At 73.3% G+C, this 19,310-nt stretch carries 20 protein-coding genes; 9 read left to right on the forward strand and 11 right to left on the reverse strand.

Annotated elements, in window-relative coordinates; translation table 11 throughout:
* Positions 1 to 126: 126 nt before the first annotated feature.
* The 8 genes from ACFYYT_RS20565 to ACFYYT_RS20600 form a co-directional block, all read right to left on the reverse strand.
* Positions 127 to 2,247, reverse strand: coding sequence for a hypothetical protein (locus tag ACFYYT_RS20565; protein ID WP_388608762.1), 2,121 nt, complete (start codon positions 2,245 to 2,247; stop codon positions 127 to 129).
* Complete coding sequence (locus tag ACFYYT_RS20570) at positions 2,247 to 3,875, reverse strand: hypothetical protein (RefSeq protein WP_351831653.1); 1,629 nt, start codon at positions 3,873 to 3,875, stop codon at positions 2,247 to 2,249. The genes ACFYYT_RS20565 and ACFYYT_RS20570 overlap by 1 nt, the downstream gene beginning before the upstream one ends.
* Positions 3,876 to 3,953: 78 nt before the next feature.
* Complete coding sequence (locus tag ACFYYT_RS20575; protein WP_351831650.1) at positions 3,954 to 4,178, reverse strand: hypothetical protein; 225 nt, start codon at positions 4,176 to 4,178, stop codon at positions 3,954 to 3,956.
* 29 nt (positions 4,179 to 4,207) lie between these two features.
* Positions 4,208 to 4,546 carry an RRQRL motif-containing zinc-binding protein gene (locus ACFYYT_RS20580; protein ID WP_351831649.1) on the reverse strand — a complete coding sequence of 113 codons (339 nt, stop codon included), beginning with the start codon at positions 4,544 to 4,546 and terminating at the stop codon, positions 4,208 to 4,210.
* Positions 4,546 to 5,571: a DUF2637 domain-containing protein gene (locus ACFYYT_RS20585; RefSeq protein ID WP_351831646.1), complete on the reverse strand. Its 1,026-nt coding sequence runs from the start codon at positions 5,569 to 5,571 to the stop codon at positions 4,546 to 4,548. The genes ACFYYT_RS20580 and ACFYYT_RS20585 overlap by 1 nt, the downstream gene beginning before the upstream one ends.
* Positions 5,568 to 5,906, reverse strand: coding sequence for a hypothetical protein (locus tag ACFYYT_RS20590; protein WP_388608766.1), 339 nt, complete (start codon positions 5,904 to 5,906; stop codon positions 5,568 to 5,570). Before ACFYYT_RS20590 ends, ACFYYT_RS20585 begins: the two co-directional genes overlap by 4 nt.
* Positions 5,903 to 6,181 carry a DUF6284 family protein gene (locus tag ACFYYT_RS20595; protein WP_351831027.1) on the reverse strand — a complete coding sequence of 93 codons (279 nt, stop codon included), beginning with the start codon at positions 6,179 to 6,181 and terminating at the stop codon, positions 5,903 to 5,905. The genes ACFYYT_RS20590 and ACFYYT_RS20595 overlap by 4 nt, the downstream gene beginning before the upstream one ends.
* 84 nt (positions 6,182 to 6,265) lie before the next feature.
* On the reverse strand, positions 6,266 to 6,436 hold the full coding sequence (locus tag ACFYYT_RS20600; RefSeq protein WP_351831028.1) for a hypothetical protein: 171 nt from the start codon (positions 6,434 to 6,436) through the stop codon (positions 6,266 to 6,268).
* 930 nt (positions 6,437 to 7,366) lie between these two features.
* Between ACFYYT_RS20600 and ACFYYT_RS20605 the strand changes: the two genes are divergently transcribed.
* Both ACFYYT_RS20605 and ACFYYT_RS20610 read left to right on the forward strand, forming a co-directional pair.
* On the forward strand, positions 7,367 to 8,080 hold the full coding sequence (locus ACFYYT_RS20605) for an XRE family transcriptional regulator (protein WP_388608770.1): 714 nt from the start codon (positions 7,367 to 7,369) through the stop codon (positions 8,078 to 8,080).
* A gap of 2 nt (positions 8,081 to 8,082) precedes the next feature.
* Positions 8,083 to 8,556: an NUDIX domain-containing protein gene (locus ACFYYT_RS20610; RefSeq protein ID WP_351831044.1), complete on the forward strand. Its 474-nt coding sequence runs from the start codon at positions 8,083 to 8,085 to the stop codon at positions 8,554 to 8,556.
* On the opposite strand, the gene ACFYYT_RS20615 is transcribed toward ACFYYT_RS20610, so the two are convergent.
* From ACFYYT_RS20615 to ACFYYT_RS20625, 3 genes are all read right to left on the reverse strand, one after another.
* Positions 8,549 to 9,112, reverse strand: a complete 564-nt coding sequence (locus tag ACFYYT_RS20615; RefSeq protein ID WP_351831032.1) for an HD domain-containing protein — start codon at positions 9,110 to 9,112, stop codon at positions 8,549 to 8,551. The genes ACFYYT_RS20610 and ACFYYT_RS20615 overlap by 8 nt on opposite strands.
* Before the next feature lie 25 nt (positions 9,113 to 9,137).
* A complete protein-coding gene (locus ACFYYT_RS20620; protein ID WP_351831035.1) occupies positions 9,138 to 9,575 on the reverse strand; it encodes a GntR family transcriptional regulator in 438 nt (145 codons plus the stop codon).
* Between the two features lie 205 nt (positions 9,576 to 9,780).
* Positions 9,781 to 11,547 carry a dolichyl-phosphate-mannose--protein mannosyltransferase gene (locus ACFYYT_RS20625; protein WP_388608773.1) on the reverse strand — a complete coding sequence of 589 codons (1,767 nt, stop codon included), beginning with the start codon at positions 11,545 to 11,547 and terminating at the stop codon, positions 9,781 to 9,783.
* Positions 11,548 to 11,690: 143 nt separating this feature from the next.
* Between ACFYYT_RS20625 and rsmI the strand changes: the two genes are divergently transcribed.
* From rsmI to ACFYYT_RS20660, 7 genes are all read left to right on the forward strand, one after another.
* On the forward strand, positions 11,691 to 12,590 hold the full coding sequence (rsmI, locus tag ACFYYT_RS20630) for a 16S rRNA (cytidine(1402)-2'-O)-methyltransferase (protein WP_351831038.1): 900 nt from the start codon (positions 11,691 to 11,693) through the stop codon (positions 12,588 to 12,590).
* Between the two features lie 160 nt (positions 12,591 to 12,750).
* Positions 12,751 to 13,242: a hypothetical protein gene (locus ACFYYT_RS20635; RefSeq protein WP_385322842.1), complete on the forward strand. Its 492-nt coding sequence runs from the start codon at positions 12,751 to 12,753 to the stop codon at positions 13,240 to 13,242.
* A 10-nt stretch (positions 13,243 to 13,252) separates the two neighbouring features.
* On the forward strand, positions 13,253 to 14,140 hold the full coding sequence (locus ACFYYT_RS20640) for a TatD family hydrolase (RefSeq protein ID WP_351831041.1): 888 nt from the start codon (positions 13,253 to 13,255) through the stop codon (positions 14,138 to 14,140).
* Between the two features lie 386 nt (positions 14,141 to 14,526).
* Entirely contained in the window at positions 14,527 to 16,047 is a 1,521-nt protein-coding gene (locus ACFYYT_RS20645) for a ubiquitin-like domain-containing protein (RefSeq protein WP_388608863.1), read from the forward strand.
* Positions 16,044 to 16,946 carry a 16S rRNA (adenine(1518)-N(6)/adenine(1519)-N(6))-dimethyltransferase RsmA gene (gene rsmA, locus ACFYYT_RS20650; RefSeq protein ID WP_351826267.1) on the forward strand — a complete coding sequence of 301 codons (903 nt, stop codon included), beginning with the start codon at positions 16,044 to 16,046 and terminating at the stop codon, positions 16,944 to 16,946. The genes ACFYYT_RS20645 and rsmA overlap by 4 nt, the downstream gene beginning before the upstream one ends.
* Positions 16,943 to 17,857 carry a 4-(cytidine 5'-diphospho)-2-C-methyl-D-erythritol kinase gene (locus ACFYYT_RS20655; protein ID WP_351826266.1) on the forward strand — a complete coding sequence of 305 codons (915 nt, stop codon included), beginning with the start codon at positions 16,943 to 16,945 and terminating at the stop codon, positions 17,855 to 17,857. The genes rsmA and ACFYYT_RS20655 overlap by 4 nt, the downstream gene beginning before the upstream one ends.
* A 69-nt stretch (positions 17,858 to 17,926) precedes the next feature.
* Positions 17,927 to 19,282, forward strand: a complete 1,356-nt coding sequence (locus tag ACFYYT_RS20660) for an acyltransferase family protein (RefSeq protein ID WP_351826265.1) — start codon at positions 17,927 to 17,929, stop codon at positions 19,280 to 19,282.
* Positions 19,283 to 19,310: the final 28 nt, after the last annotated feature.

The raw sequence follows: 19,310 nt of genomic DNA on the forward strand, positions 1-19,310 counted from the left end.
TGCTTGTCGTGGGCCTTGTCGCTTGTCTTGTCTTGTCGCTTGTCGCCTCCCAGGTCAGACACCGTTTTCAAGCCCTCAGGGAGCCGGGAGGCGGTGTTCTGGCGGGGGTGGCGACAAGCGACAAGGTCATTCCTGGCCGGGGCTGTTGGAGGCGTGTGTGCGGTGGACGTAGCGGGCCTTGGTGCCGGTCCCGGTGCGGACCGCTTCGCATTCCTCCACCCAGGTCTTCAGCCATCCGACGACGGTCTGCCGGCTGGTGCCGTACCGGTCGAGCTGGCGGGCGATGGCGGATGCTCCGGTGCCCTCGGGTCCGGCGGCGAGCAGGAGGGTGAGGGCGGCCTGCTGGGCCGCGTTGTCCTGCGGCTGCTCGGCGCGGTGCGCGGACAGGTTCAGCCCCGGGGAGGCGGGCCGCTGGGTTTTCGGCTCGGTGTGGGGTTCGGGGGTGGTGGCGAACTGGGCGTCGATCTGCCGCATGAACTCCGCCGCGAGCGCGTCCTCATCGGCCGGGGCCTGGGTGGTGTTGCGGTGGGCGGAGAGGTTCAGGCCGCCGCCCGCCGGCGCCGTTCCGGCCGGGGCGGGGTTGGGCGGCGGGGTGGGGTTGGTGTGCTGGGTCTCGGTGATCCAGGCGGTGCGGGCGGAGTCCCAGCGGCGGGCGTAGTTGGGTCCGGCGGCCTTCGCGGAGACGGCGTCGAGGTAGGGGTGGCGGTCGCTGGTGGCGTGGACGATGTCGCGGATCTGGTGGGGCTTGATCCGCCAGGCCTTGAACAGGGCGGGCGGGGACTCGGGGCTGCCGAGGAACCCGGCTCCCTTGTAGGGGGCCTGCTCGACGCGCAGTCCCCGGGTGCCGGGGAACAGTTTGGCCAGGTCCATGCCTTCCTTCTCGCCGCCGGTCAGCGCCACCCGGACCTTCGCCTCCCGGCGGATCATCAGGTTTCCGAGGACGGATCCGGTCGCGCCGAGGGCGGTGAGGACGGTCCGCAGGCCCATCGCGCGGGAGATCCGGATGACCTCCAGGATCTTCGCGGCCAGTTCCTTCATGGCCTTGTCGCCGCTGGCGAGGATCTCCGCCCCCTCGTCCACGACGATCATGATCTGCGGGATGCCCGCCGAGATGGGGAGCAGGTCGGTGTTCGCGTCGGCCATGAGCTGCTGGTAGGCGACCTTGCGGCGGTGCGCGATTGCGATGGCCGCATCGAGCATGCGGTGGGCTTCGGCCGGGGTGGAGGCGAGCCAGTCGATCCCGGGCCGCACCACCGTGCCGGTGCCGCCCTCCATCGCGGGCCGCACCCAGGGCAGGCCAGCGGATCCGGCGTTGAGGTCGATCACCCACGACAGGACGTCGGTGGTGAGGGCGAACACGGCGAGCACGGTGTGGACCCAGTTGGTCTTGCCCGAGCCGGTCGGCCCGGCCGCCAGCGCGCACTGTTCGCGCAAGTAGACGTTGACGGGGGTGCCGTCGGTGCGCACGCCCCAGGGCAGGCCGGTGTGGATGGACCGGGGGCTGTAGTCGGTGGGGAAGGTGATGTCCTCGGCGAGGACGTTGACGGTGGTGACGTCGATCAGGACGCGGCCCTGGTCGATGCCCGGGGAGGCGGCGGCGGTGCAGCCATGCGGGAGCCGGGCATCGGCCGACAGGCGGCTGGTCTCCTTGGCGATGCGGTCGTAGGTGGTGCCGCCGGCGGGGAGTTCGGCGTCGATGGTGAACCCGGTGCCGGTGGGCCACATCTCCACCGCGAGGACGCGGACGGTGATGCCGCAGACCCGCTGGATGCGGTCCACCCACTCCGCGGCGACCGCCCGGCGCCCGGCGGACAGTTCGCGGGCCACGTGCCGCTCGGCAGCCTCGATGGCCTCCAGCTCGCGGGCTTCCTCGTAGAAGCCGACGGAGCGGGCGGCGGCGCCCATGCCGATGCCGAGCACGGCGAGGGAGCCGAGGGAGGTCCAGGTGAGCGGTCCGGTCGCCAGGGCCCAGGTGGTCCAGCCGGAGCCCAGCAGCCACGAGGCTGCGCGGGCGCCGATGGTGCGGGCGGCGAGTTTCTGGCGCAGGCCGGTAGCGGTGTGACCGATCGCGCCAGCCGTCCCCGCCGCGAGGGCCCAGGTGGGGGGCATGTGGGCGAGGGTGCCGATGGTGGCGACCGCGTAGGCGCCGGTGGTCGCGGACAGGGCCCCGGTGACGGGTCCGTGTCCGGCGGCCCAGTCCAGCGCGAGCCCGTTGTGCGCGATCGGGCTGCTGGTCTTGCTGGTCATCAGACGTTCCAGCCCTTCTCGGCCTCGTAGCCGTTGCGGGGGTCCTCGTGGCGGGCGATGTCCGCCTCGTGGGCCTGGCGGAACGTCGGCCCCAGCTCCTCCGAGAAACCGACCGAGTTGGTGAAGACCTGGAAGAGGTCGGAGAGCATGTCCGCGACGACCTTCTCCAGCGGGAACTCGGTGTCGGAGCGCTCGGCGAGGATCCGCAGGATGTTCGCGATGGCCTGCAAGGCCTCGGGCAGGCCCTCCAGCATGGCGAGGATCTCCATGCAGTTCTCCGGCTCGTAGGACTGGGCGGCCTGCTCCATCTCGGCGGCCAGCTCCTCGAACCTGAACCCGGAAACGTTGCTCACAGCGTGTGCTCCTTCGGGGGTGGGCGGTGCGGGAACGTGGGCGGTGGGCCGCTCGGCGCGGTCCCCGATCTGCTGCTCGTCGGCGTCCTGCTCGGCGTCGACCAGGTCTTCGGCGGCCTGCTCGTCGGCGGCGAGCTGGGCCGCAATGTCGGCGTCGCGGGTCTCGCGCTCGGCGCGGGCCCGGCCGACGAGCCAGCGGTAAAGCCGCCGGCCGGGGTTCATCAGCCAGCCCCACCCGAGCTTTCGCCCCAGCGGGGTCGTGACCAGCCCGAGCAGTCCGAGGGCCCCGCCGAGGGCGGCGGCCAGGGCCCGGCGGGCGTGGAAGCGGGCGGCGGACCGGAGGAGGGCTTTGCGGGCGGCTTTCTGCGCGGGCGCCTTCGCCGCGGCCAGCAGCGCACGCCGGGCCGCCTGCCGGACCTGCTCCCGTCCCCCGGCCACCGCCCGTGCCGCCTGACGGTCGCAAGCGGCACGCAGCGTCCCGGCGGTCTTGTCGCGGACGGCGGCGGCCTTGCCCAGGCCCTTGGCCAGGGTCCGCGCGGCCACGCCCCGCGGCTTCCCGCCGGCGGGCGCCGACCGTTCGGCGGCCTTGGTGGCCCGCCGGTTGTCGGCGACCTGGCGGCGGGCCTGCGCGTTCGCGGTGCGGGCCGCTGCCCGGGTCGGAGACTGCGTACGGGCCTGGGAACGCAAGGCCTGGACCTGCCCGGCCCTGCCCCCGGTCAGCCCGGCAGCCGCGCGGGCGGCACGCTGCCGGGGCGACAAAGAACCGGCCTTGCCCGCAGCCGATCCGGTTCGACCGCCGCCGGGCGCCCCGGCACTGTGCCGGGCCTGCCCGCCCGCGGTCTTCCGGGCCCCGGCCCCGCTGCCCCCGGTCGTGCCGGGGGTCTTCCCCGTGCGGGACTGGGAGGGGACCCGGCCCAAGAGGCCACGCCCCGCCGCTCCCGCCGGCGTCCGGCTGGACCCCGAAGGGGCCTTCCCTGCCGGGGTCTTGCTGCCCGTGGGCTTGCTGGTCTTGGTCTTGGCGCGCTGACGGGCGGCGACGGCGCCCAGCATGGCGGCGCCGGTCGCCGCGATGACGGCCGCGACGGGGCCGCCGGCCAGAGCGGTGGTGGCCAGCAGTCCGGCGGTGGCGTTCGTCCCGGACAGGGAGAGCGGCACCACGGGGAAACCCCCCGGGGTGTGCTCCACCTGCCGGGCGGTAACCGGCACGACCGGGCCGGGCACGGCGGGGGTGGATTCTTCGGGAGGTGCCTGCGGTTCGGTGAGGATCTCGGTCATGCTGAACGTGCTCCTTCACGGGAGAAGGAAGCCCGGCCGGATCTGTGAGAGGTGACGGCCGGGCTCCGCTGGCGACGCTCAGAGCTGGTTGGGCTCCAGGGCGAAGTACGTGACGTTGGCGCTCGCCATCTGCGGCTGCTGGTCGGCCAGCTCGCGGCGGATGGCGGTGAAGGTGTCGAACCGGGTCCAGGCCGCGGGCGGGGTGTAGGTGCCGTAGTTGGTACTGACCATCGCGCCGGGAATCTCCAGCGTCATGACCCAGAAGTGGGACCCCTGGCGCGCGGTGCTGTCCTGCTTGGGCATACGGAACTCCAGACGGTGAGCGGAACGGGTCAGGGGGCGTAGGCGGTGGGCGCGTCCGCGCAGCGCACGCACATGCCGAGCGAGGCCGGGATCACGTATCCGGCGTCGGACCGGCAGGCGGGGCAGATGCGGCGGGCGGTGTTCGCTTTGGCGAGCGCCGCCCGGCGGCCCGCGGTCATCGGCCGGACCGGCTTGGCGAGGTCGAGCCGGTACAGGAACGCCACCAGCGGCCCGCGCCGGCGGCGGGGCCGCTCAAGCTGGGCGGTGACGTCCTGGCCGCCGGGCCGGAGCCCGGCGGCGCGGAGCTGACGGCGGGTGGCGAGCCCGTCGGGGGCGAGGCGCCAGGGGTAGACCGGGATGGTGGTCATCAGCTGACGGCCGGGGCGGGCGTGGTGTCGCGGAGTTCCTGGTAGCGAGCCGAGGCCCAGCCGACAGACCAGCCGGTCAGCTCGGCGGCCACCCGCACGGCCAGTCCGGCGTCGAACGCGGTGCGGACGACCGTGCGGGCGCGGTCCTCGGGAAGCTTCTCCGGGGGCGGTCCGGCGGCCAGCAGCTCGGCGCGTTCACGCTCCAGGCGTTCTTGTTCACGGGCCTGTTCACGGCGTTCATGCTCGGCCTGCTCGGCACGGGCCTGGCGTTCACGCTCAGCCTTCTGCCGGGCTTCCAGCTCACGCTGTTGCGCGGCCTGGCGTTCCAGGCGTTCACGCTCGGCCTGGGCCTGTTCACGGATCTGTTCACGGCGTTCACGGGCCTCCCGCTCCGCCGCGACGGCAGCCTCGGCCCGCTCGCGTTCCTCGCGCCGGATCCGGTCCTGCCGTTCAGCTTCTTCGCGGACCAGACGGGCCTCGTGTTCACGCTGTTCACGGGCCAGCGAGGCCTCATGCTCGCGGCGTTCACGGACCCGCTGCTGCCGGGCTTCCTCCCGGGCCTCGGCCGCGTCCTCGCGGGCCTGCCGATCCGCCCGGTCCTGCTCTTCGAGGCCGCGCACGGCGGCGGTGATGGCCCGCCGGTAGGCGAGTCCGGCCTCAGCGGTGACGATGAGGAGAAGCGGCGCCACAGAGTGAATGGCGACGCCGACCAGGTCCCCGGCCAGCGCGGACGCGCCGATGTTCAGGGCCAAGGTCATGGCGCCGGTCATCCACCGCAAGGCGACCGGCCAGGCTCCACCGTGCCCGCCGAGGCGGGCCAGGACCGAGTCGAGCCGGACCACGATGACAACCGCGGCGTCGACCACGAGAGGCAGGATCGGGGCCGTCCACCGCCACGCGGCGGGGGTGTGGTCGGCCATCAGCGGCGTGACCGTCAAAACGGAGTAGAGCATCGCTCCGCCGACGATCAGCCACGTTCCCACGGCCAGCGCGCGTTCCGCTGAACCGACGTGAACACGGTTCACGAGATGACCTCCACCGGTGAACGCTCCGGGTTCAAGGCCGGAACCGGAGCGAAGGAGCGCAGACGGAGCCGGGCTCCGCCCCACTCCGCCTCGACCTTCAGGACCCGGCTCCCGCCGCCGAGCTGAACGTGCTCGGAGATCGTGTGCGGGTCGATACCGAGGGCTTCGCGCCAGGCCTCGAACGCGGCCGGGGCGTCGAAGAAGTCGAGGTCCAGCCGATCGGGGAAGACGCTCGACACGGACACGGTCGGCGCGGGCAGGTGCCAGAAGTGCCCGGCGAACACGCCCAGCACGAGGAGCGGGGCCTGCATCTCCCGCAGGCTCTGCCCGCTCATGCGGCGCCGCCCGGCAGGAACGTCGCGGCCGCGGCGGCGGCCTGGTTCAGCAGCGACCGCCGGGCCGCCAGCTTCCTGCGCCGGGCCCGGCGGATCCGCCGCTCGTCCAGCTCGGACGGCGCCCGGTCCAGCACGGCGATCTGCGCGTCGAGGAGGTCGACGTCCGCCAGGATCAGCGGCATCTCCCACTCGATCGCGTCCAGCTCCGCGTCCGACGGCTCCAGGTCCGGGGGCAGGGACGTAACGGGCTTCTGACGTGCAACGATGTACTTCATGAGTCGTGTTCTCCCTAGCAGGTGGACGGCTCGAAGCGGCCCCGGTGTTCGAGCACCGGGGCCGCACTTCGTTGAGGGGCGGGGTCAGGCCGGGCGCGGGTAGTGACTGACGCTCGGCGCGGTGTGCGCCGGGTCGTCCTCGCAGTCCGCGGTCCAGCTCTGGTGGGTCCAGCAGGTCTTGCGGTTGTCGCCGTGCATGCCGGCGTCCTCCAGCGCGTTGTCGCGCTCGATCGCGGCGGCGAGCTTCTTGTTCATGCGAACCCCTTTCGGGGCCGGAACTTCCGGCTCCCCTCAACCCCGCCCGTACGACGCCGAAGCGCCGGACGGGCGGAGCAGGCAACCGGCCGTCGCAGCATCAGTGCGGCGGAGGGTCGAACGACGCGAGGGGGCACTCCTGCCTGCACCGGTCCAGTGCAGGTGGGGCCCAGGATCTTGAGCGGATCACCGCTGCCTCCGTGGAGATGTGGGTGAGGAAGGCTTCGCCACCGCCGTTGCCACAGCGGGGGTCCCGAGCCTTGATCGGTGCGTCATCGTCACTGCTCTGACGCCAGCAGGCGGCCTGCACGAATCGGTGCAGGGTGGCGTGCCGCCGACGACATCACCCGGTCGTCACGGGGGCGGTCTCACTCTTGCCGCCACGTGCGTTGGGGCCACGCTGTACCTCCCCCCACCCAAGTCCGGGTGGCGCCTGCCAAGCACATAGGGGGAGCCGGTGTCCATCACGGCGGTTTGCCCCCGGACTCTCGCCCTAGGCACCTACCGCGACCGCCGACTCGCGTCAGCCCCGCACGATCACTCTTCAGTTCTCAAGATGAAGCCGGTGGCTCTCCGACGGCGCGGTAACCCCGAAGGGCTCCCGTAAGCACGGGACACGCCGGACGCCAAGAGGTACTGCGGGTCTAGCTCGGCACAGGCATTCATGCAGGTCAGCGCCGAGTAGCCGCGCTCACCGCATGAAATACATGCTTGAACATGTCTCTCAGGTTGGCGGTTTTGAGTGAGGCTGTCAAGCTCTTCGCCTCAGCCGGTCCGCCTTGTGGTGTGACATCAGAGTGCCGGTGAAGGGCGGGACGAAGTCACCGCGTCCCTGGACGACTTGGGACGTCCTCGATAGCGTTCTGCGGGGCGGCTGCGTCCCTAGACGTCCCTGGGGGTTGGATGGCGAACGAGCGGTTAAGGTCCGCGATGCTGACGCAAGGCGTCGCCGTGGATGCCCTGGCGGAGCACCTTGGGGTCGATCCCAAGACGGTGGAACGCTGGATCACCAAGGGGCGAGCGCCATACCGGCGCCACCGCCTTGCCATCTCGGCCTTGCTTCGGGAGGACGAGGGCTATCTATGGCCCGATGGCCTGCCCGACGGGCAGCGTAAGGACGCGGCGGATGCCGAGGTGTTGAAGGTCTACCCACATCGTTCCTACGTGCCGGCGGACCTCTGGCTCCAGCTGTTCGGCCGGGCGGAACGGGAGATTGGCGTGCTGGTGCATGCGGGTGTCTTCCTCGCCGAGAATCCGCGTTGGCCGCAGCTGCTCAAGTTGAAAGCGGCGGCCGGTGTCCGGGCTCGCATCCTGCTCGGAGACCCGGAAAGCCCGGAGATCCGGCGCAGAGGGGATGAGGAGGAAATCGGCGAAGGCGTGGCCTACAAGGTTCGCGAGGTGATGAAGCTCTATCGTCCCCTGTACTCCGTTTCGGGGATCGAATTCCGTCTCCACCGGTCGACTCTGCATAACTCGCTCTACCGCTCCGACGACGAGTGGTTGGTGAACACGCAGGTGTACGGGGTGAGTGCGCCCCTGACGCCGATCCTCCACCTGCGTAAGGTCGCCGGTGCGGAGCTGGTCTCCACATATCAGCAGAGCTTCGAGAAGGTCTGGTCCGAAGCTGTCCCCATTGAAGGGTGAACATGAGTCGCCGTACGGACTACTTCAACGATCCCGATGCGCCGAAGGCCAACAGCATCGTGCCTGCGGTGACGGCATTCGTCGTCAACGATGCGGGTGATGTGCTGATGGAGCGCCGATCGGACAACGGTCGGTGGGGAATGCCCGGGGGAGTCCAGGAGGTCGGGGAGAACATCGCGGGCACGGTCGTCCGTGAGGTTCTGGAGGAAACTGGGATCCAGGTTGAAGTGGTCGGCCTGGTAGGCATCTTCACTGACCCCGGCCACGTCATCGCGTTCGCGGACGGCGAGGTTCGCCAGGAGTTCTCGCTCTGCTTCCGGGCCCGACCGGTCAGCGGCGAGATCAGGGTGAGTTCGGAGTCTCTGGAAGTGCGGTGGATTCCGCGCGCGGACATGGACTCCCTTGACGTGTCACCCACCACTCGCCGGCGGCTGGAAGAAGGCTTCCGCGACTCGTCCGTTCCCCGGATCAGCTGAGCTTGGACCGCTCCGTCTCGAAGGTGCGCTGACGCACGCGGGTGACCCGGGCCAGCAGCTCGGGCCGAGCCGCGGATACGGCCCGGAACACGACGTGCTCCGGGCCGTACCGGTCGAGAACTTCGGTCAGCCGCTCCGCCGGGTCCACGAGCGCGCCCACAGGGCTGCTGGTCAGGTCGCAGTACGTGATCGCGTCCACCAGCGCGGGCTCTGCGGGGCCGAACTCCGCCAACATCTCGCTCAGCCCCAGCTCGGAGGCCTCCCACGGGGAGGACGTGTGGAAGGCAACGATGCTGCACAGCCGGGGGTCGGCACCCACCACGTCGCGCAGGTAGCGCGCTCCGTCGATCATGTGCTGACCCGTGTCCACGGCTGTCTGCGCGTACCCAACGTCGTGCGCGATGGCCGCTGCGGCCAGCAGTTCCGCGTCCTCGCCGAGTGCCGGGGCAAGCGTCAGGGCCTGCGAGTAGACGCGTTGAGAATGAGCCCACCGGGCCGGCAGGCTTTCGGCAAGCAGGGACTCCGCAAGATCATGAGCCCACTTGGCCAACTGCATGTGAGTGCCTCCAAGCTGTTGAGAATCATGACGCCGGGCCCACGAACCGCCCGACTCCGTGCTGAGCGTGAACGTGTCCTGCGCCTTCAAGTTCGTGCACGGCACGACGGACGGTGCCTCGTGCGACCCCGTAGGACTCGGAGAGCTCTGCCTCACTCGGGAGCCGAGCACCGGCGGGCAGCTCGCCCGTCCGAATGCGGTCCAGCAGGTCCGCCATGATCCGCTTGTAGGGTGCCACCTCTGACCCGTCGCCGACTCGGCGACCGACCCCGGCGACGGTGGTCACGCCGCCGGCTTCCTCCAGCGCGCGAAGCGCACGACGGACGGTCGTGCGTGCCACGCCGAACTCCCGCCCGATCTCAGCTTCGGACGGAAGGCCATCGGGGTAGGCCCCCTCGGCGATCCTTGCCCGCAGAGCCGCAGAGATCGTCAAGTACGTCCCGCGAGGGCTGGGGTTGGTCACGCGTTCCTCCTTCTTCCGCCGCTTGCGCGGTGGTGCCTGACGGCGTCCGCGCGCTCCAGCTTCGCACGTCGTCGCTCCGGCGAAAGAGGGCCGATCGTGGGGCCGTCTGGGGGCCGTCCAGAGGCGGCCCACGATCACCGCCGACCGCCAACAACGACCAAGGGGGGAGCCGTGTGAAATCGCGCGGCGCCCCCCGTTTCCGCTGCTAGATCCAGGTGTCCAGCCACATGCGGCCGCGCCAGGAGTCCATCGGGAGGGTGCCGCCTGTGTAGATGGGCCAGAAGTAGATGAAGTTCCAGATGATGAGGAGGACAAGCACGCCCGCCGTGATCGCGCCCAGCGTGCGCCGGCGCTCCGAGGAACCCGCCGGGCCCAGCAGGGCGCCGATCATCATCGCCACCGCCAGGCACAGGTACGGGACGAAGACCACCGCGTAGAAGTAGAAGATGGTCCGCTCCTGGTAGTTGAACCAGGGCAGCAGGCCGGCGCCCAGCGCGCACGCGATGGCGCCCGCCCGCCAGTCGCGGCGGAAGATCCACCGCCACAGCACGTACAGCAGCGCGAAGCAGCCCGCCCACCACAGCAGCGGGGTGCCGAGGGCCAGCACCTCGCGGGCGCACTTGCCGGCCTCGCCCGCCGGGCAGCCGTCGGTGCCGGGCGCGGGGGACTCGTAGAAGTAGGAGACGGGGCGGCCGAGGACCAGCCAGCTCCACGGGTTGGACTCGTAGGTGTGGCCGGAGGTCAGGCCGACGTGGAAGTCGTAGACCGTCGTCTCGTAGTGCCACAGGCTGCGCAGCCACTCGGGGAGGAAGGACAGCGAGCTGTGCTGGTCGTTCTTGGCGGCCCAGTCGCGGAAGTAGCCGCCCTTGCCGTTGTCCGGGCTCAGGAGCCAGCCCAGCCAGGACGCGAGGTAGACGCCGAGGGCGACCGGGACCGTCGAGAGGAACGCCGGGAGGGCGTCGCGGCGCAGCATCGCCGCGTAGGGGGCGCCCGCGCCGGCGGTGCGGCGGGCGGCCGCGTCCCACAGCACGGTCAGCACGCCGAAGAAGGCCAGCACCACGAGGCCGTTCCACTTGGTGCCGAAGGCCAGCCCGAGGCAGACGCCGGCCAGCAGCCGGTACGGGCGCCAGCCCAGCCGCAGCGTCTCGGCGACGCGCGGGTCCGGGCGGGTGCGGCCCTCCTCGTCCACCGGGAGCGCGGCGGCGAGCCGGGCTCTGGTCCGGTCGCGGTCGATGAGCAGCGCCCCGAAGGCGGCCAGGACGAAGAACATGAGGACGAGGTCGAGCAGGGCCGTGCGGCTCATCACCAGGTGCAGGCCGTCCACCGCCAGCAGCGCGCCCGCCAGGCAGCCCAGGAAGGTGGACCGGAACAGCCGTCGGCCGATCCGGCACAGCATCAGTACGGACAGGGTGCCGAGCACGGCGGTCATGAACCGCCAGCCGAAGGGGTCGAAGCCGAACATCCACTCGCCGAGTCCGATCACCCATTTGCCGACCGGCGGGTGCACGACGTAGCCGGGGTCCAGGGGGAGCGGGACGCCGTCGGGATTCGAGAGGATCGACTTGTCGATATCTTTGGGCCAGCTCGCCTCGTAGCCCTGCCGGATCGTGGCCCACGCGTCCTTGGCGTAGTACGTCTCGTCGAATATCACCGCCTTCGGGCTGCCGAGGTGCGTGAACCGCAGCACCCCCGCGACCAGCGTGACCAGCAGCGGACCGGCCCACGCCATGACGCGCCGCCAGATCGCGCGGCTCGACCGCGGCACCCCCAGCGCCGTCCAGAGCTGCTCGGACGGCTGTGCGTACGGGGGCACGAGGCGGGTGCGGACATCGCCCGCCGGCCCGGCCGGCGCGTAGCCGAAGCCCCGCAGGCGGCGCAGCCAGGCGGACGGCTCGGGCGCGGAGTCGCCCGCGCCCGTCGGGACGGGCGGGGCCCCCGCGGGGCTGGGCGGCGGCGTCGCGGTACTGGTCACCGGGTCATCGTAGGGAACGCGTCCGCGCGAGCCCCAGTCCCCGCGTGAGTCGTCTCCCCTACCGGGACCCGCGCGCGCCGTCCGGGACGGAGCCGGGGGCCGGCGGCCGGGGCGCGGGCCGCCGCCGATGAGAGGATGTCCGGGTGACAGCCGAACAGCCCCGCGGTACCGAAGCCACCTCCCCGACCGACGGCGTGCTCGTCCTGGCCGGGACCCCCATCGGGGACCTCGCCGACGCCCCGCCCCGGCTCGGCGCCGAACTGGAACGGGCCGATGTGATCGCCGCCGAGGACACCCGGCGGCTGCGCCGTCTGACGCAGGGGCTGGGCGTGCACACCACCGGCCGGGTGCTCTCGTACTTCGAGGGCAACGAGTCCGCCCGCACCCCGGAGCTGGTCGAGGCGCTGGAGGCCGGCAAGCGGGTGCTCCTGGTGACGGACGCCGGCATGCCGTCGGTGTCCGACCCGGGTTACCGGCTGGTCGCCGCGGCGGTGGAGAAGGACATCAAGGTCACCGCCGTGCCCGGGCCCTCCGCCGTGCTCACCGCGCTCGCGCTGTCGGGGCTCCCGGTGGACCGCTTCTGCTTCGAGGGGTTCCTGCCCCGCAAGGCGGGCGAGCGCCTGGGGCGGCTGCGCGACGTCGAGGGCGAGCGGCGCACGCTCGTCTACTTCGAGGCGCCGCACCGGCTGGACGACACCCTGGCCGCGATGGCCGAGGTGTTCGGCGCGGACCGGCGGGCCGCCGTGTGCCGGGAGCTGACCAAGACGTACGAGGAGGTCAAGCGCGGTGGCCTCGGGGCCCTCGCGCTGTGGGCCGCCGACGGAGTGCGCGGCGAGATCACCATCGTGGTCGAGGGCGCCCCGGCCGCCGCGCCCGGTGACGTCGACGCCGGGGAACTGGTGCGCCGGGTACGGGTGCGCGAGGAGGCGGGGGAGCGCCGCAAGGAGGCCATCGCGGCGGTCGCGGCAGAGGCCGGGCTACCCAAGCGCGAGGTGTTCGACGCGGTGGTAGCGGCAAAGAACGCGGCACAAAAGGTGCCGTAAATCGGTAAAGAGCTAACCTGAAAAGCAAAGCTCAGACCGCGCACCGGCCCCTTTGGGCATGACTGGGCCAAAGGCCGTCCAACACTGGACAGGACCTGATGCGCTCCCGCCCGAAGAGGCGTCCACTGGCAATGGCACCAGTGGAACAAGAGGAGCTGGCATGAGTGAGATCGCAGACACCCCGGTACCCGCACCCGTCGCCGTATCGGATGCCGTTTCCACACCTGCCGTGCGGACCGTGCACGAGGCGTACTCCTTCGCGTGCATGAAGTGCGGCTACGGGTGGGAGCAGGCCTACGCGATAGAACACCACGTCGACGGCAAGGGTCAGCCGTTCATCATGTACACGGTGAAGGGTGAGCGGGTGCCCTCCCCGCTGTCCAACCCGACCTGCCTGAACTGCGGCGGCCACGTCGTACGGATCATGCGGGCGGGCCAGGTCTCCTCGGCGCTCGACATGCTCGACCAGCTCTACCACCCCGTCGTACCCGGCATCGCCGGTCCGCCGCCGGCCGGCGTCAACGCCCCGCGCACCCCGAGGCCGCGCCGGGCCGCGCCCTCGCACGAGTCTCCGGGGCCGGTCGCGGTCGACGCGTCCCAGCAGCGCCGGGGCTGGTTCGCCCGTCTGCTGGGGCGGCGCGCCCGGTCATAAGATCGGCCGTATGACACGCGAAGACAAGACGGGGGCGAAGGACGCTCCGCCGCCGCTGCCCGAACCCCTGCGGGTGGCGGTGGCGGATTCGCACACCCACCTCGACATGCAGTCCGGCACGGTGGCGGAGGGCCTCGCCAAGGCCGCGTCGGTGGGCGTGACCACGGTCGTCCAGGTCGGCTGCGACGTGAAGGGCTCCCGGTGGGCCGCCGAGACGGCCGCCGCCTACGACAACGTCCACGCGGCGGTGGCCCTGCATCCCAACGAAGCCCCCCGGATCGTCCACGGCGACCCCGACGGATGGTCCCGTCAGGGCGCGCGGGCCGGCGGCGGCGACGCGGCGCTCGACGAGGCCCTCGCCGAGATCGAGGCGCTGGCCGCGCTGGACCACGTCAAGGCGGTCGGCGAGACGGGGCTGGACCACTTCCGCACCGGGCCCGAGGGCATGGCCGCGCAGGAGCGTTCCTTCCGGGCCCACATCGAGATCGCCAAGCGGCGGGGCAAGGCGCTGGTCATCCACGACCGCGACGCCCACGCGGACGTGCTGCGCGTGCTGCGGGAGGAGGGGGCGCCCGAGCGGACCGTCTTCCACTGCTACTCGGGCGACGCCGAGATGGCCCGCGAGTGCGCGGCCGCCGGGTACTACATGTCCTTCGCGGGGACCGTCACCTTCAAGAACGCCGCCCCGCTGCGGGAGGCCCTCGCCGTGGCCCCGCTGGAGCTGGTGCTGGTCGAGACGGACGCCCCGTACCTCACTCCCGCGCCGTACCGCGGACGGCCCAACGCGCCGTACCTCATTCCGCTGACCGTGCGGGCGATGGCGGCGGTCCGCGGCATCGACGAGGACGCCATGGCCACGGCGCTGGCCGCCAACACCGCGCGCGCCTTCGGCTACTGACGTCCCTGGCACACCCGTTCGCCCGACACGCTGGGTAGTCGAACGGCTTTGGTGCGTGACGGCCGCTCCCGCTAGGGTGCCGTGCCCGAACCAGCCGGGGCCGGACCAGTGGAGCGAGCGACGTGAGCGATACCCAGGGCAGTCACCGCCGTGCCCCCTGGCCGGAACCGGCCCCGGCACCCGGCCCGGACCCCGGCACCGGCTCCTCCGCGGGCTCCGGGCCGGGCGCGGGGCCGGGGCTCGGGACCGGCCTCGCCGCCGACCTCGAAGCCGCGTTCGGGCCCGGACCGGGTACGGGGCCCGCCCCGGCCGCCGGCCCTCCCGGCCCTGCCGCCCCTCCCGGCCCCGAGTCCGGCCCGGAGCCCGCCGTCGCTCCCGGGCCCGGGGTGCCCGCCCCCCGGGGCGAGGGCCGTCGGGCCGGCCGCCGGCGCAAGGGCGCCGACCGGGAACCCGCCCGGGCCGCCGCCCCGGCCCGCACCACCGGCCGACGCCGCGCCGCCCCGGCCGCCCCGCCCCCGGATCCGGCCGCCGCCGCCCCGGCCCTCCCCGCCCCCGGGGCCCCGCCCGCGGGACGGCGCCGGGCCGCCCCCGCGCCCCAGACCCCCGACCCCGACGGGGGCGCCGGCTCCGGCCGCCGCCGCGCCGCCGTCCCCGCCGCAGTCCCCGCGCCCGCCCCCGCGCCCGGCGGGACCGGCCGCCGCCGGGCGGCGGCGCCCGTACCCGCCGGAGCAGGAGCCGGAGCAGGAGCCGGACCCGCCGGGGAGACCGCCGCCGCCGGCCGGCGCCGCCGCGGGACGGCGAGCGCCCCCGCCCCCCGCGACAGCTGGCGGCGCATCGTGCCCCAGGCCCTGGTGGTGGCCTTCCTCGCGGGCGGCACCACCGCCTTCGTCGCCGCCGACAAGGCGGTCCGCATCACCGTCGACGGAGTGCCCCGCACCCTGCACACCTTCGCCGGGAGCGTCGACGACCTCCTCGCCGCCGAAGGCCTCGGCGTCGGCCCCCACGACCTCGTCTCCCCCACCCGGACGTCCGCCCTCGACGACGGCGAGGAGGTCGTGGTCCGCTACGGCAGGCCCCTGCACCTCACCCTCGACGGCCACAGCCGCGAGGTGTGGACCACCGCCCGGACCGTCGAGGGCGCCCTGCGCCAGCTCGGCGTCCGCGTCGAGGGCGCCCACCTCTCCGCCCCCCGCACCGCCCCCGTCCCCCGCACCGGCCTCACCCTCGGCGTGCGCACCGAGCGCGGGATCACCTTCATGGCCGACGGCCGCGAACGCACCATCCGCACCAACGCCGCCACCGTCCAGGAGGCCCTGGACCAGGCCGGCATCACCCTGCACGGCGAGGACACCACCTCCGTGCCCCCCGGCTCCTTCCCCCGCGACGGCCAGACCGTCACCGTGCTCCGCATCACCGGCACCCGCGAGGTCCGCGAGGAGCGGATCCCGTACCTGACCGAGCGGGTCGAGGACGGCGACCTCTTCGCCGGCACCGAGGTCGTCGAGCGCGCCGGGCGGCCCGGAGCGCGCCGGGTCACGTACGGGCTCCGTACCGTCAACGGGGTCCGCCAGGAGCCGCGCAAGATCGCCGAAGAGGTGGTCCGGGAGCCCGTCAGCCAGCTCGTCAAGGTCGGCACGAAGCCCCTGCCGAGCTCCGTCGCCGGCGCCGACGGTCTGGACTGGGCCGCCCTCGCCCAGTGCGAGTCCGGCGGCCGGCCTTCCGCCACCGACGCCTCGGGCACCTACGGCGGCCTCTACCAGTTCGACGTCCAGACCTGGCAGGCCCTCGGCGGCAGCGGCCGCGCGCAGGACGCCACGGGCGCGGAACAGACGTTCCGGGCGAAGAAGCTCTACGTACAACGGGGGGCGAGCCCCTGGCCCCACTGCGGCCGTAGGCTTTACCGGTGAGCACCGCAGAGCAGCAGCCCCCCGCGACCCCTTCCGACGCCCTCCTCGGCCCGGCCGACATCCGAGAGCTGGCCGAGGTCCTCGGCGTACGCCCGACGAAGCAGAAGGGCCAGAACTTCGTCATCGACGCCAACACGGTGCGCCGGATCGTACGGACCGCCGAGGTGCGGCCGGACGACGTGGTCGTCGAGGTCGGCCCGGGGCTCGGCTCGCTGACGCTCGCCCTGCTGGAGGCCGCCGACCGGGTGGTCGCCGTCGAGATCGACGACGTCCTCGCCGCCGCGCTGCCCGCCACCATCGAGGCGCGCATGCCTGCCAGGAAGGACCGCTTCGCGCTGGTCCACTCCGACGCGATGCTCGTGACCGAACTGCCCGGCCCGGCGCCGACCGCGCTCGTCGCGAACCTGCCCTACAACGTGGCCGTGCCGGTGCTGCTCACCATGCTCGACCGTTTCCCCACCATCGAGCGGACCCTGGTCATGGTCCAGGCCGAGGTCGCCGACCGGCTCGCCGCCCGCCCCGGCAACAAGGTGTACGGGGTCCCCTCCGTCAAGGCGAACTGGTACGCGGACGTCAAGCGCGCCGGGTCCATCGGCCGCAACGTCTTCTGGCCCGCCCCGAACGTCGACTCCGGACTCGTCTCCCTGGTGCGCCGTACCGAGCCGGTCAAGACCACCGCCACCAAGGCGGAGGTCTTCGCGGTCGTCGACGCCGCCTTCGCACAGCGCCGCAAGGGCCTGCGCGCGGCGCTCGCCGGCTGGGCCGGTTCCGCGGCGGGCGCCGAGGCGGCGCTGGTCGCCGCCGGAATCGCGCCGCTGGCCCGCGGGGAGTCGCTCACGGTGGAGGAGTTCGCGGCGATCGCCGAGCACAAGCCCGCCGCCGAGCGGCCCGCCCTGTGAGCGCCGCCGCGGCCGCGGGCGTGACCGTACGGGTCCCCGCGAAGGTCAACGTCCAGCTGGCGGTGGGCGCGGCGCGCCCCGACGGCTTCCACGACCTGGCCACCGTCTTCCTGGCCGTGTCCCTGTTCGACGAGGTGACGGCGACCCCCGCCGACGCGCTGACCGTCACCTGCGCCGGCCCCGACGCCGGCCAGGTGCCCCTGGACCGTACGAACCTCGCCGCACGGGCCGCCGGGCTCCTCGCCGCCCGAGCCGGCATCGAGCCCGCCGTCCACCTCCACATCGCGAAGAACATCCCCGTCGCGGGCGGCATGGCGGGCGGCAGCGCGGACGGCGCGGCGGCCCTGCTGGCCTGCGACGCGCTGTGGGGGCTGGACACCCCGCGCGCGCAGCTCCTCGCCCTGTGCGCGGAGCTGGGCAGCGACGTCCCCTTCAGCCTGGCCGGCGGCGCGGCGCTCGGCACCGGGCGGGGCGAGCTGCTGACCCCCGTGGAGGCGGGCGCCTTCCACTGGGTGTTCGCCGTCGCCGACGGGGGCCTGTCCACGCCGGCGGTGTTCCGCGAGTTCGACCGGCTGACCGAGGGCGTCGACGTACCGGCGCCGCGGGTCTCCCCGGCCCTGCTCGCCGCGCTCGCCTCCGGCGATCCCGACGCCCTGGCCGCCACCCTGGCCAACGACCTCCAGCCGTCCGCGCTCTCCCTGCGGCCGCGGCTGGCCGCCACCCTCGCGGCGGGCACCGACGCGGGCGCGCTCGCCGCACTGGTCTCCGGCTCCGGCCCCACCACGGCCTTCCTGGTCCGCGATCCGGAGTCCGCCGAGAAGGTGGCCGCCGCCCTGGAGGCGTCGGGCACCTGCCGGGCGACCCGGGTCACCACCTCCCCGGCCCCCGGCGCGACGGTGATCAACGGCTGACGGGTACTCAGGGCGCGGATGAGTATCCGCGCCCTGTCGGGGGACCGGCGGCCGCGGGACCGTGTGGGCATGACAGTCAGCGCGCGCACCACCGCCGCAGCCACCGCCGCGGCCACCCCCGCCGGCCGGGACCGCTACGTCGACCTGCTCCGGGTCGCGTCCCTCGCCACCGTCGTGCTCGGCCACTGGCTGATGGCCGCGGTCAGCGGGGACGGCATAGGCAACCTGCTCGCCCTGGTCCCCCCGCTCCAGGGGCTCACCTGGCTCCTCCAGGTCATGCCGGTCTTCTTCTTCGTCGGCGGTTTCTCGCACGCCCTGTCGTACCGCTCGCTGGAGCGCCGGGCCGGAGGGCGGCCCGTCTACGCGGACTTCCTGCGCGCCCGCCTGCGCCGGCTGCTGCGCCCCACCCTGGTGTTCGTCCTGCTCTGGGCCGCCCTCGCGCTGGCCGTGCAGCTCACCGGGCACGGCGGCGGACGGCTGACCGGCGCCGCGCTGCGGATGGTGACGCAGCCGCTGTGGTTCATCGGGATCTACCTCGCCATGGTGGCCTTCACCCCGCCCCTGCTGAAGCTGCACGGCCGCTACGGCTGGGCCGCCTTCGCCGCGCTGGCCGGGGCCGCCGCGCTGGTCGACGTCCTGCGCTTCGCGCTCGGGGTCCCGTACGCGCAGTTCCTGAACTTCGCCCTCGTCTGGCTGGCCGTGCACCAGCTCGGCTTCCTGCGGGCCGACGGCCGCATCACCCGGCCCGCCGTCCTCGCGGCCGCCGGAGCGGCCGGGGCCGTCCTGCTCGTGGCGTTCGGGCCGTACCCGCTGTCGATGGTCGGGATGCCCGGCGAGAAGGTGTCCAACATGGCCCCGCCCACCCTGGCCCTGCTCTGCCACGGCATGTGGCTGGTCGGCGCGGTCCAGCTGCTCGCCCGCCCGGCCGGCGTCTGGCTGGCCCGCCCCCGCGTCTGGCACGGGGTCGTCGCCGCCAACGGCATCGCCATGACCGCCTTCCTGTGGCACCTGACGGCCATGCTCGGCGTGTACGCGGCCCAGCTCGCGGCCGGCGCCGCCCTGCCCGAGCCCGCCACGGCCGGGTGGTGGGCGCAGGTGCCGGTGCGGATCCTGCTCGCGGCCGCCCTGACCGCGCTGCTGGTCCTGTGCCTGCGCCGCTTCGAGGCCCCTGCCGTACGGGCCGCCGACGCCTCCGCCCATACCTCCCGCAGCGGCGGCGGGCCGGCCGCCGCCGCCGGGATCACGCTGTGCCTGCTGGGGATCCTGGGCCTGTCCATGACCGGCCTCGGCGGCCTGCTGGAGGGCCACAGCGCCGTCCTGATCGCCCTTCCGGTCACCGCTCCCGCCGCCATCGGCATGGCGCTGGCGGGTGCGTTCCTGGTGGAACGGTCGGGGTCGCCCCGGAGGGTTAGGCTGAGGGGCTGATCCACACCCCTTCCCTGGAGCGCGTCTG

The organism is Streptomyces sp. NPDC002032 (assembly GCF_042890765.1).
Taxonomy (GTDB): domain Bacteria; phylum Actinomycetota; class Actinomycetes; order Streptomycetales; family Streptomycetaceae; genus Streptomyces.

Bases quoted from the DNA above. Each gene is read 5' to 3' on its own strand.
- ACFYYT_RS20565 (WP_388608762.1), bottom strand. From the start codon at position 2,247: ATGACCAGCAAGACCAGCAGCCCGATCGCGCACAACGGGCTCGCGCTG.
- ACFYYT_RS20570 (WP_351831653.1), bottom strand. From the start codon at position 3,875: ATGACCGAGATCCTCACCGAACCGCAGGCACCTCCCGAAGAATCCACC.
- ACFYYT_RS20575 (WP_351831650.1), bottom strand. From the start codon at position 4,178: ATGCCCAAGCAGGACAGCACCGCGCGCCAGGGGTCCCACTTCTGGGTC.
- ACFYYT_RS20580 (WP_351831649.1), bottom strand. From the start codon at position 4,546: ATGACCACCATCCCGGTCTACCCCTGGCGCCTCGCCCCCGACGGGCTC.
- ACFYYT_RS20590 (WP_388608766.1), bottom strand. From the start codon at position 5,906: ATGAGCGGGCAGAGCCTGCGGGAGATGCAGGCCCCGCTCCTCGTGCTG.
- ACFYYT_RS20595 (WP_351831027.1), bottom strand. From the start codon at position 6,181: ATGAAGTACATCGTTGCACGTCAGAAGCCCGTTACGTCCCTGCCCCCG.
- ACFYYT_RS20600 (WP_351831028.1), bottom strand. From the start codon at position 6,436: ATGAACAAGAAGCTCGCCGCCGCGATCGAGCGCGACAACGCGCTGGAG.
- ACFYYT_RS20605 (WP_388608770.1), top strand. From the start codon at position 7,367: ATGCTGACGCAAGGCGTCGCCGTGGATGCCCTGGCGGAGCACCTTGGG.
- ACFYYT_RS20610 (WP_351831044.1), top strand. From the start codon at position 8,083: ATGAGTCGCCGTACGGACTACTTCAACGATCCCGATGCGCCGAAGGCC.
- ACFYYT_RS20615 (WP_351831032.1), bottom strand. From the start codon at position 9,112: ATGCAGTTGGCCAAGTGGGCTCATGATCTTGCGGAGTCCCTGCTTGCC.
- ACFYYT_RS20635 (WP_385322842.1), top strand. From the start codon at position 12,751: ATGAGTGAGATCGCAGACACCCCGGTACCCGCACCCGTCGCCGTATCG.
- ACFYYT_RS20640 (WP_351831041.1), top strand. From the start codon at position 13,253: ATGACACGCGAAGACAAGACGGGGGCGAAGGACGCTCCGCCGCCGCTG.
- ACFYYT_RS20660 (WP_351826265.1), top strand. From the start codon at position 17,927: ATGACAGTCAGCGCGCGCACCACCGCCGCAGCCACCGCCGCGGCCACC.